This window comes from Endozoicomonas sp. GU-1, assembly GCF_027366395.1.
In the GTDB taxonomy this organism is placed as follows: Bacteria; Pseudomonadota; Gammaproteobacteria; order Pseudomonadales; family Endozoicomonadaceae; genus Endozoicomonas.
This window is the reverse complement of record NZ_CP114771.1, coordinates 4,809,233-4,821,331: the sequence shown is the minus strand read 5'-3', so window position 1 is coordinate 4,821,331 and position 12,099 is coordinate 4,809,233. Positions and strand designations below refer to the sequence as shown.

General features: G+C 50.4%; 5 protein-coding genes and 4 rRNA genes. All 9 read right to left on the bottom strand.

The genetic code is table 11. The annotated features are described in order from the left end of the window. On the bottom strand, positions 1-1,404 hold the full coding sequence (locus O3276_RS20050; protein WP_269672903.1) for an SLC13 family permease: 1,404 nt from the start codon (positions 1,402-1,404) through the stop codon (positions 1-3). Positions 1,405-1,833: 429 nt separating this feature from the next. After that, positions 1,834-1,949: ribosomal RNA gene (gene rrf, locus O3276_RS20045) — 5S ribosomal RNA — on the bottom strand. A gap of 48 nt (positions 1,950-1,997) precedes the next feature. Then, a 5S ribosomal RNA gene (rrf, locus tag O3276_RS20040) occupies positions 1,998-2,113 on the bottom strand. Positions 2,114-2,281: 168 nt separating this feature from the next. Then, a 23S ribosomal RNA gene (locus O3276_RS20035) occupies positions 2,282-5,390 on the bottom strand. 305 nt (positions 5,391-5,695) lie between these two features. Next, positions 5,696-7,236 (bottom strand): 16S ribosomal RNA (locus tag O3276_RS20030). The 16S, 23S and 5S rRNA genes sit together here, the layout of an rRNA operon. Positions 7,237-7,834: 598 nt before the next feature. Further along, positions 7,835-8,689, bottom strand: a complete 855-nt coding sequence (gene rpoH / locus O3276_RS20025) for an RNA polymerase sigma factor RpoH (protein ID WP_269672902.1) — start codon at positions 8,687-8,689, stop codon at positions 7,835-7,837. A 151-nt stretch (positions 8,690-8,840) separates the two neighbouring features. Then, positions 8,841-9,929 (bottom strand): permease-like cell division protein FtsX, encoded by a 1,089-nt coding sequence (gene ftsX, locus O3276_RS20020; RefSeq protein ID WP_269672901.1) that lies wholly within the window; start codon positions 9,927-9,929, stop codon positions 8,841-8,843. After that, the gene (ftsE, locus tag O3276_RS20015; protein WP_269672900.1) at positions 9,926-10,594 is read right to left on the bottom strand and encodes a cell division ATP-binding protein FtsE; all 669 of its coding nucleotides are present in this window, start codon (positions 10,592-10,594) and stop codon (positions 9,926-9,928) included. Before ftsE ends, ftsX begins: the two co-directional genes overlap by 4 nt. Before the next feature lie 85 nt (positions 10,595-10,679). Continuing rightward, a complete protein-coding gene (ftsY, locus tag O3276_RS20010; RefSeq protein ID WP_269672899.1) occupies positions 10,680-12,008 on the bottom strand; it encodes a signal recognition particle-docking protein FtsY in 1,329 nt (442 codons plus the stop codon). Between the last annotated feature and the right edge of the window lie 91 nt (positions 12,009-12,099).

The window sequence follows — 12,099 nt, the reverse complement described above, 5'->3', positions numbered from 1 at the left end:
TTAAAAGAAACCCATCCAGGTCATCAGCATCAATACCGAAAAGATCAATAAAACCCCCAGCGGACTTAAAATCTGAGCGGTTTTGATAAAGTCCCTGGTATCGACCAACCCTGTAGCGTGCGCCAGGGCATTGGGCGGTGTGCTGATTGGCAGGCCCATCCCCAGGGAAGACGCCAGGGCAACCGCCGTACCAATCACAACCAGTCCTCCCTGCTCTTCAATACTGACCACAGAATTGGACATGGAGATGGCAATGGGCATTAACAGGTTTGCAGTGGCCGTATGGGACATAAATGTCGCCATAATCATACAGAGGACGCTGATGCCCAGAATGATGGTCACCGCATCGAACTGTTCAAATGGCACCATACTGACCAGCAACCCGGCAAGACCAGACGAGGCAAGCGCAGTACCAATGGCAATACCACCGGCAAGCAGCCAGAGCACATCCCAGCTGATATGCTTCAGATCATGCTTATCAACAATGCCACACAGGCTGAATACAGCCACCGGAATAATAGCGACGGCACAGGCATTAATGCCGTGGACATCGGAGAACACCCACAGCAGGATGGTCAACACAATAGTGATATAAACAATGTACGGCTTAAGCCCTCTTTCAAAACGGCCATCAATCCGGACATCGAGATCGCCTCCATTGGAGGGGTACATCTTTTGCAGTAACCACCAACTGAAAGCAATCATAACGACAGTAATCGGTACGGCAAACAGCATCCAGCCACCAAACGACAACGCATGCTCACCGACAAAATAACGGAAAGCGATGGCATTGGGCGGAGTTCCAATCGGAGTCCCCATACCACCCAGGTTGGCGGCAATAGGAATACTCAATACCATTGCCCGACATCCGGGATCTTCGCTGTCCATTCGAGCCAACAATGGCGTCATAATAGTCAGCATCAACACACTGGTCGCTGTATTGCTCATGAACATGGAGAAGATGGCCGTGATGATCATCACGCCAAGCATCACAATTTCATACTTCTGGCCAAAAGGCTTTAACAGAACACGGGCCAGATTGATATCTACCTTGTACTTGGCACAGGCCAGAGCAATAAAGAACCCACCCAGAAAAAGGACAATGATGGGGGATGCCAGACTATTGAAAATAGTCACATAGTTCAGCATGTCTTCACCAAGACCATCCCTGAGCGGAAAAGGTGCGCTGTTTGAAGCGGTCAATACCAGCAGCATGATAATCAGAAGAGATGTTGCAAAGGCTGGCACGGCATCACTGACCCACATCAGGGTTGCCAGAATAAAAATGGCCAACACCCGCTGCTGCAAAATTGACAAGACACCTTCGGGAAACACCATTTCCGGAAAGCCGAACAGCCCCAGGAAGATGATTGCTATTAGCATAACCTTTTTAAGCGGAGTCATTTACAACATACCGTACATAGTTAAAATGGATCAGCGTACTCTAAAGGCTGGAACGCTGAAGCTAATCAACAGAAAGCAGGCATCATCATTTTTAAATAGTTAACGGTTAAGACAGTTAAATTGTTCAGTGCAAAATTGTGCCCATCAATACCTTGAGCCAGAACACAGACTTATTAATGAAAAATTTTTCATAAGATAAAGTTAAATACCATTAATCAGATCATATAGATAAAGATAATTGCTTTTGCAAACAATCAATTTACTGTGGAGAAGAAAATTCACAGAGATGGTCATGCCCCATGGTCAGAATCAGGTGCATTTGATTCAAGCGCAGCGCTACTTAAGCGAAGATAGAATTTTTCTGTTGCACTTTTTAACCATGATAAAATAAAACCCCGACAGCCAAGCTATCGGGGGTTTATATTTTGTGCCTGAAGATGACCTACTCTCACATGGGGAGACCCCACACTACCATCGGCGATGCATCATTTCACTGCTGAGTTCGGGATGGGATCAGGTGGTTCTAATGCTCTATGGTCTTCAGACTAAACTGGTATCTTCAAGCTTTACGCGCAAAGATTATAGAATTTGGTGCCTGGCGATGACCTACTCTCACATGGGGAGACCCCACACTACCATCGGCGATCGGTCATTTCACTGCTGAGTTCGGGATGGGATCAGGTGGTTCTAACCTTCTATGGTCGCCAGGCTAAACTTTTTTGAGTGGGCAGTTTGCAGTTGGCAGTCGCCAGTTGACTTCTACTCACTCTGGAATCCTTCATTAAGCTTTCTTGCTGTACACTCTTTGCGTATGGCGGTTGACTGCCGACTGGTTACTGTCGACTGCCCACTGTCTTTTAAATCGCTTTGGCGTTATATGGTCAAGCCGCACGAGTCATTAGTATTGGTTAGCTCAATGCCTCACAGCACTTACACACCCAACCTATCAACGTCATAGTCTTTAACGGCTCTTTAGTGCCCTCAGGGGCAAGGGAAGTCTCATCTTGAAGGGGGCTTCCCGCTTAGATGCTTTCAGCGGTTATCCCGTCCGAACATAGCTACCGGGCAATGCGTCTGGCGACACAACCCGAACACCAGTGGTCCGTCCACTCCGGTCCTCTCGTACTAGGAGCAGCTCTTCTCAAACTTCCAACGTCCACGGCAGATAGGGACCGAACTGTCTCACGACGTTCTAAACCCAGCTCGCGTACCACTTTAAATGGCGAACAGCCATACCCTTGGGACCGGCTTCAGCCCCAGGATGTGATGAGCCGACATCGAGGTGCCAAACACCGCCGTCGATGTGAACTCTTGGGCGGTATCAGCCTGTTATCCCCGGAGTACCTTTTATCCGTTGAGCGATGGCCCTTCCATGCAGAACCACCGGATCACTAAGACCTACTTTCGTACCTGCTCGAGATGTACCTCTCGCAGTCAAGCGTGCTTGTGCCTTTACACTAACCGTACGATGTCCGACCGTACTTAGCACACCTTCGTGCTCCTCCGTTACTCTTTGGGAGGAGACCGCCCCAGTCAAACTACCCACCACACAATGTCCCCGATCCCGTTTCAGGACCTGGGTTAGAACCTCAATATTGCCAGGGTGGTATTTCAAGGATGGCTCCACGATGACTGGCGTCACCGCTTCAAAGCCTCCCACCTATCCTACACAAGCAACATCAAGATCCACTGTGAAGCTGTAGTAAAGGTTCACGGGGTCTTTCCGTCTAGCCGCGGATACGCTGCATCTTAACAGCGATTTCAATTTCACTGAGTCTCGGGTGGAGACAGCGTGGCCATCGTTACGCCATTCGTGCAGGTCGGAACTTACCCGACAAGGAATTTCGCTACCTTAGGACCGTTATAGTTACGGCCGCCGTTTACCGGGGCTTCGATCAAGAGCTTCTCTCACCACCACATTGCTCTTGCTGACTGCGTTAAATGATTCCGCTCGCTCAGTCATTTACTCTTTTGTAAACTCCTTCGCTCGCTCCATCATTTGCCTTGCAGCAAAAGCAATCTGGAGGTGAGATAACCCCATCAATTAACCTTCCGGCACCGGGCAGGCGTCACACCGTATACGTCCACTTTCGTGTTTGCACAGTGCTGTGTTTTTAATAAACAGTCGCAGCCACCTGGTATCTTCGACCAGCCTCAGCTTACGGAGCAAGTCCGATCACCAAAGCCGGCGCACCTTCTCCCGAAGTTACGGTGCCATTTTGCCTAGTTCCTTCACCCGAGTTCTCTCAAGCGCCTTGGTATTCTCTACCTGACCACCTGTGTCGGTTTGGGGTACGGTCCCTTATGACCTGAAGCTTAGAAGTTTTTCCTGGAAGCATGGCATCAATCACTTCGGTTCCGTAGAACCTCGTCATCAATTCTCGGCCTTGAGGATCCGGATTTGCCTGGATCCCCGGCCTACGATCTTAAACGCAGACAACCAACGCTGCGCTGACCTAGCCTTCTCCGTCACTCCATCGCAGTCAAAAGGGGTACAGGAATATTGACCTGTTTCCCATCGATTACGTCTTTCGACCTCACCTTAGGGGCCGACTCACCCTGCGCCGATTAGCGTTGCGCAGGAACCCTTGGTCTTCCGGCGGGGGAGCTTCTCACTCCCCTTGTCGTTACTCATGTCAGCATTCGCACTTCTGATACCTCCAGCACACCTCCCGATGCACCTTCAACGGCTTACAGAACGCTCCTCTACCACCTAGAGACTAGTTTCTAGATACAAGTATCAAGTTAAAAGACAGAAGCTGAGTATTAACTCTGTACTTCTTTTTCTTGTCACTTGTTTCTAGAAACTAGTCTCTAGATCCGTAGCTTCGGTGTCTAGTTTGAGCCCCGTTAAATCTTCCGCGCGAGCCGACTCGACCAGTGAGCTATTACGCTTTCTTTAAAGGGTGGCTGCTTCTAAGCCAACCTCCTGGCTGTCTGGGCCTTCTCACATCGTTTCCCACTTAACTAGAACTTTGGGACCTTAGCTGACGGTCTGGGTTGTTTCCCTTTCCACGACGGACGTTAGCACCCGCCGTGTGTCTCCCGTGATTGCACTCATCGGTATTCGGAGTTTGCATGGGGTTGGTAAGTCGGGATGACCCCCTAGCCCAAACAGTGCTCTACCCCCGATGGTGAGACACGAGGCGCTACCTAAATAGCTTTCGAGGAGAACCAGCTATCTCCGGGCTTGATTAGCCTTTCACTCCTATCCACAGGTCATCCGCTAGCTTTTCAACGGTAGTCGGTTCGGTCCTCCAGTTGATGTTACTCAACCTTCAACCTGCCCATGGATAGATCGCCCGGTTTCGGGTCTACTCCCAGCGACTGTTGTTCCTAAGAACACGCCCTATTAAGACTCGGTTTCCCTACGGCTCCCCTAAACGGTTAACCTTGCCACTGAAAGTAAGTCGCTGACCCATTATACAAAAGGTACGCAGTCACACCACGAAGGTGCTCCCACTGCTTGTACGTACACGGATTCAGGTTCTATTTCACTCCCCTCAACGGGGTTCTTTTCGCCTTTCCCTCACGGTACTGGTTCACTATCGGTCAGTCAGGAGTATTTAGCCTTGGAGGATGGTCCCCCCATGTTCAGACAGGATTTCACGTGTCCCGTCCTACTCGATTTCACAATGATTGGCCTTTCGTGTACGGGGCTATCACCCACTATGGCGACACTTTCCAGAGTCTTCCACTAAACCAAAAATTACTTAAGGGCTGGTCCCCGTTCGCTCGCCGCTACTGGGGGAATCTCAATTGATTTCTTTTCCTCCGGGTACTTAGATGTTTCAGTTCCCCGGGTTCGCCTTCCAGACCCTATGTATTCAGGTAAGGAATAACGGCTTACGCCGTTGGGTTTCCCCATTCGGAAATTCCTGGATCACAGCTTGTTTATCAGCTCCCCAAGACTTATCGCAGATTACCACGTCCTTCATCGCCTCTGACTGCCAAGGCATCCACCGTGTACGCTTAGTCACTTGACCATATAACCCGAAACGATTTACTTTCGTAAATCATTAGAGGTCAGTCAATACAACTACCTTTAACGATCAAATGAATTTCTTTCGAAATTCATCGCCATACACATTAGCTATTACCTTTCGGTAATTAACTTGAGAGTGTCTCAGCAAGAATTTTCTTTAAACGATTTAACCGAAGTTAAATTATTTAAATCAATTCAGCTTAAATTTGGATTCCACATTTTTAAAGAACAATGACTAATAAAACTGCGCATGCAGTTTTATCATCAAACAATTCGTGTGAACGCTTATGGACGTCGGTTTTCGTTTAAGGAGGTGATCCAGCCCCAGGTTCCCCTAGGGCTACCTTGTTACGACTTCACCCCAGTCATGAATCACTCCGTGGTAACCGCTCTCCCGAAGGTTAAGCTAGCTACTTCTGGAGCAACCCACTCCCATGGTGTGACGGGCGGTGTGTACAAGGCCCGGGAACGTATTCACCGTGACATTCTGATTCACGATTACTAGCGATTCCGACTTCATGGAGTCGAGTTGCAGACTCCAATCCGGACTACGATGCACTTTCTCAGATTAGCTCCACCTCGCGGCTTGGCAACCGTCTGTATGCACCATTGTAGCACGTGTGTAGCCCTGGCCGTAAGGGCCATGATGACTTGACGTCGTCCCCACCTTCCTCCGGTTTGTCACCGGCAGTCTCCCCAGAGTGCCCACCATCACGTGCTGGTAACTGAGGACAAGGGTTGCGCTCGTTGCGGGACTTAACCCAACATCTCACGACACGAGCTGACGACAGCCATGCAGCACCTGTCTCTGCGTTCCCGAAGGCACCCTTCTATCTCTAGAAAGTTCGCAGGATGTCAAGGCCAGGTAAGGTTCTTCGCGTTGCTTCGAATTAAACCACATGCTCCACCGCTTGTGCGGGCCCCCGTCAATTCATTTGAGTTTTAACCTTGCGGCCGTACTCCCCAGGCGGTCTACTTATCGCGTTAGCTGCGTTACCCGTCGTACAAGACAACCGACAACTAGTAGACATCGTTTACGGCGTGGACTACCAGGGTATCTAATCCTGTTTGCTCCCCACGCTTTCGTACCTCAGCGTCAGTATCAGGCCAGAGTGTCGCCTTCGCCACTGGTGTTCCTTCCTATATCTACGCATTTCACCGCTACACAGGAAATTCCACACTCCTCTCCCGTACTCTAGCCACCCAGTTTTGGATGCAGTTCCCAGGTTGAGCCCGGGGCTTTCACATCCAACTTAGGTGGCCGCCTACGCACGCTTTACGCCCAGTAATTCCGATTAACGCTCGCACCCTCCGTATTACCGCGGCTGCTGGCACGGAGTTAGCCGGTGCTTCTTCTGTGGGTAACGTCACAGCTGAAGGGTATTAACCTTCAACCTTTCCTCCCCACTGAAAGTGCTTTACAACCCTAGGGCCTTCTTCACACACGCGGCATGGCTGCATCAGGCTTTCGCCCATTGTGCAATATTCCCCACTGCTGCCTCCCGTAGGAGTCTGGGCCGTGTCTCAGTCCCAGTGTGGCTGATCATCCTCTCAGACCAGCTACGGATCGTTGCCTTGGTAGGCCTTTACCCCACCAACAAGCTAATCCGACGCAGGCTCATCTGATAGCGAAAGGTCCGAAGATCCCCTCCTTTCCCCCGTAGGGCGTATGCGGTATTAATCCGGATTTCTCCGGGCTATCCCCCACTACCAGGCAGATTCCTACGTGTTACGCACCCGTCCGCCGCTCGTCAGCGAAGTGCAAGCACTTCCTGCTACCGCTCGACTTGCATGTGTTAGGCCTGCCGCCAGCGTTCAATCTGAGCCATGATCAAACTCTTCAGTTTAAATCGTTTTGTCATTTTATTCCGAAGAACAAAACAACGGCTCAATGTCACAATTAAACGTACATGAATTTACAGGTATGTTCGCTTGATCAATTAAGCATCTTAAAGTGTTTTCAGCCGAAGCTGATTAACCGATGCAATCGCACAAGCGCCCACACGAATTGTCTGATATCTTGTTAAAGAACTGATTAAACCGTAGTGATTTAATCGCTGATTCAGCAGTCAGTGCTGATCAGCAAGGCCGCCTATCTTACCGTAGCGGCTTTCGTTGTCAAGCGATCATTTTTCAGAAGAAGAAAGAAGCTTTCCAACTCGCTAACGTTGCTCTCAAGCCCTGTCAGCGGAGGCGCATATTACCGCGCCAATTTGATTTGTCAACCGGTTGTTTTTCATTCAATCCAAACAACCCATTTTCAAACCGCACTTCCCGTTCAGCAATGATGATTCATTCTGACGATCCGTGGGTGACCGTTTCAAGTTAGCCCGTGGAAGAGCGGCGCATTCTACGCTGGTGTTGATAAAAGTCAACACCCTGAATTTTTTAACCTCATAAAAAAAGCCGCTATTTAGCGGCTTTTTCCAGAACGTTTAATCGGCGTCAGGCTTCCATAGAGCCTTTCAGCTTTTTCATCGCATTCTTTTCCAACTGGCGGATACGCTCAGCAGATACTCCATAGGTGTCCGCCAGCTCATGCAGCGTTGCCTTTTCTTCTGCCAGCCAACGCTTCTGCAGAATATCCCGACTGCGTTCGTCCAGCTGTGCCAAGGCACTTCTCAGCTGGGAAATAGAACTGTCGGACCAGTCGGCATCTTCAAGCAGAGAAGAAGGGTCTGAGTTATGGTCTTCCAGATAGTAAGCAGGTGCCTGATAAGCGGTATCGCTATCATCGTCCCCATAGCCATCAAAAGCGGTATCCTGGCCAGCCATTCGGCTTTCCATTTCGCGAACCACTTTAGCTTCAACGCCCAGATCTTTGGCTACGGCATCCGCTTCATCGTTGGTTAACCAGGACAGCCGCTTTTTAGCGCTGCGCAGGTTAAAGAAAAGTTTGCGTTGCGCTTTCGTGGTCGCGACTTTCACAATGCGCCAGTTACGCAGAATAAATTCGTGTATTTCCGCTTTGACCCAATGCACAGCAAAGGAGACGAGCCTTACCCCAACTTCAGGGTTAAAACGCTTAACCGCTTTCATAAGACCCACATTGCCTTCCTGAATCAGATCTGCCAGTGGCAGACCATAGCCGGAATAGCTTTTGGCAATGTGAACAACAAAGCGAAGGTGAGACATGACCAGCTGACGAGCCGCTTCCAGATCATTATGAAAGAAGAGGCGCTCAGCAAGGGTCTTTTCCTGTTCAGCAGACAACACAGCAATACTGCTGACTGACGCAACATAGGCATCAATATTGCGGCCAGGAACTAACATATCGACTGGTTGAAGACTGGTGCCCATAACTGACTCCGTCAAGATACCCTCTGATTTGACTCTGTTAAAATAGCTGAAGTTCAAACGAATACTAATAATAACAACAATTCGGTTCACAATCGCTATCGACTTTACAGGACATTTTCTTACTTTACACAGTCTATTCTCGGACAGGCTCCTAGTCAGGTACTAAAGCCTGAAAATGTCGATAGCAGCTGCTTATTGCCCCCAGAACACCAAACGCTATTCCGGCCAGCAACAATACGCCCAACACGCCAAAACCGGGGCCAGATAATACCATCTCGCTATTATACAGTCCGGCAATATTCATCATTTCATGACTCAGGACAGCTAATAATGAAAAAACAATCACTTGAGCCAGAATGGCACCAATCACGCCATACCAGATCCCCATATAGATGAAGGGCATGGCAATAAAGCCCCGGGTTCCACCCACCATACTGATAATTTTGATTTCATCACGGCGGCTTTCAATACTGAGGCGCACGGTGTTGCTGATCACCAGAACCACGGTAAGCCCGAGAATCCCGCCCAGCATGATGGCAAAGCGTTCAAGCATCGTCAAAATTGCCTGCAGCCTCTGTACCCACTGCCGGTCCAGGCGAACCTGGTCAACCCCTTCCATTTGCTGATAATGGACCACGGCATCATCCAGTTGTTCAAAAGATGCCTCGATGGCAGGCAGCAGCTCTATCACCCCCGGCAATGGATTAAACCCAAGCTGGCTAATCACATCCTGCAGTCCGGCCTTTTGCTGAAAGTCGTTCACCCCCTGTTCCGGCGACAGATAGACAACTTCTTTAATCAGAGGGTCTTGACGATAATCCGCAATACGTTGATCGATAATTTTCTGGCTAACCCCATGATTGAGGTAAATGGAGATTTTGGGCTGCCCATCCCAGGCTGCCCCCAGCACCTGCACATTGCTCACCAGAACAAACAGCAAAACCGGCAGGGAAAAGGCAACCGCGATCAGCAAGCTGTTCAACAGACTGGCCACAGGGTTGTTCAGCAGACGGGTCAGCGCATCCCTGCCCACCTGCCGATGCAGGCTCAGGAAAGAATGCAGTGTCAGGGTTGCTACGGTCTGGCGATTGGCACCTCTTTTATGGGCATCTTTATTGGCTTCTTTAGGAACAAAACTTCCCGCACTCTTTCCAGCGGTTTTGCCCATCCCCGCCTGTTCATCCACTGTGTGCCGACGACCATTTTGCTGTCGCCTGTTGTTCTTACTAAACAGACTCACTGAACCTCCTGGTCTGCAACCAGCCTGCCATGCTCCAGGGTCAAAATACGGTGTCGCATCCGGGCCACCAGCGCCAGGTCATGACTGGCAATCAACACGGTAACCCCCACCTGATTAAAGTTCTCAAACAGCTTCATGATTTCCGTGGACAACTGCGGATCAAGGTTTCCAGTGGGCTCATCCGCAAGAATCAAAGCCGGGCGATTCACGACTGCCCGCGCCAGGCCAACCCGCTGCTGTTCACCACCGGACAAAGCCACTGGCAACAACTTTTCCTTGCTTAATAACCCGACCATATCCAGAGCAGCGCGAACCCGGCCAGCGCAATCACTGGGAGAATAGCCTGCGATCAGCAGCGGTAAAGCAACATTTTCAAAAACAGTACGATCAAACAGCAACTGGTGATCCTGAAAAACCACACCAATGTTGCGGCGAAGATAGGGAATCCGGCTGTTCTTCAGAGCCCGCAGGTTATGACCTCCCACCCAGACCTGACCTGCACTGGCCCTCTCAAGAAGCATAATCAGCTTCATCAGGGTACTTTTTCCTGCACCAGAATGGCCTGTCAGAAACGCAATCTCTCCCCGCTCCAGGTGAAAACTGACGTGCTCAAGGCCAACATGACCTCCCGGGTAACGCTTGCTGACACCGTCAAAGCGAATCATCCAGCTGTCCTTAATCTATCTATTGGATGCTATTCAAGTCACCAACACTCTAATGAGCGACATTTGCCGCTCATTGCAGGTCATATCAACCTTCCCGGGAAAATAGCGCTTTAACAAACTCCTTAGCCGAGAAGGGTCTCAGGTCATCTATCTGCTCACCCACGCCCAGGAAACGGATTGGCAGTTTCATCTGTTTGGACAGCGCGAAGATCACCCCGCCCTTGGCGGTTCCATCCAGTTTGGTCAGGGCCATGCCGGTTAACTGCACCGTTTCATGGAACAGGCGAGCCTGGCTCAGGGCATTCTGCCCGGTGCCCGCATCCAGTACCAGTAACACTTCATGGGGTGCATCAGGGTCCAGCTTCCCAAGCACCCGCTTCACCTTTTTCAACTCCTCCATCAAATGATCCTTGTTGTGGAGGCGACCAGCGGTATCGGCAATCAGGACGTCGATATTACGGGCTCTTGCTGCTTCAAAGGCATCAAAGATAACGGAAGCGCTGTCAGCGCCGGTATGCTGGGCCACCACCGGAATCTCATTGCGCTCACCCCACACCTGCAACTGTTCAACCGCAGCCGCACGGAATGTATCGCCAGCCGCGAGCATAACCTTGCGGCCTTCGGACTGAAGTTTACGAGCCAGTTTGCCAATCGTGGTGGTCTTGCCCACACCATTAACGCCCACCACCAGGATAACAAAAGGGGTGTCCTGTTGCGGGATAACCAGTGGCTGGTCAGCCGGTACAAGAATATCAGCAAGCTCAGATTGCAGTGCAGCCATCAGGGCATCCGCATCATCCAGCTCTTTGTACTTAACTTTCCTGGTCAGCTTTTCAATAATGTCAGTGGTGGCTTCAACGCCCACATCGGCGACCAGCAGCTGAGTTTCCAGTTCATCCAGAAGATCATCATCGATCTCCTTTTTACCGATAAACAGTTCTGCAACGCCTTCCACCAGAACGTTACGGGTTTTGCTCAACCCCTGACGCATCCTGGCAAAGAAGCCACCCTTAGCTTCAGGCTTGTCCTCTGGCTCAACCGGCGTTTTTTCGGGCGGTGATTCTGGCTCAGCAACCCGGGGAATTTCAGGGGCAGCAACAACCGGTACTTCTTTGTCAGAAGCCTCAGGTGCTTTATAAGCGGATTCCTCCCGGGATTCAGGATGAACAGGCTTATCTTCAGTACCCTGAACGGCCTCAGGCACAGTCTCAGGTGCAGCATCAACAACGGCTGAAGATTCAGAAGCCGACTCAGCAACCGCTTCTGGTGTTTCTACAGTGGATACAACGTCTTCTACTTCAGGCTCAGCCTTTGCCTCTACCTGTTCTTCAGAAACTTCATCCCGGGAACGTCGACCCCAGGGCCAAAAACTGCGTTTGGCTTTTTTCTCATCGTCTTTGCGCGAACCGAACATAGACTACTTCTATAACCTTGATGGGAACGCCTGATGACTATCAGGATTGCCATCGAACTGAAGCCAAGCCGGAGAAGTCCCCGTAACAGGC

Coding starts and splice junctions, on each gene's coding strand:
- O3276_RS20050 (WP_269672903.1), bottom strand. CDS start 1,404: ATGACTCCGCTTAAAAAGGTTATGCTAATAGCAATCATCTTCCTGGGG.
- rpoH (WP_269672902.1), bottom strand. CDS start 8,689: ATGGGCACCAGTCTTCAACCAGTCGATATGTTAGTTCCTGGCCGCAAT.
- ftsE (WP_269672900.1), bottom strand. CDS start 10,594: ATGATTCGCTTTGACGGTGTCAGCAAGCGTTACCCGGGAGGTCATGTT.
- ftsY (WP_269672899.1), bottom strand. CDS start 12,008: ATGTTCGGTTCGCGCAAAGACGATGAGAAAAAAGCCAAACGCAGTTTT.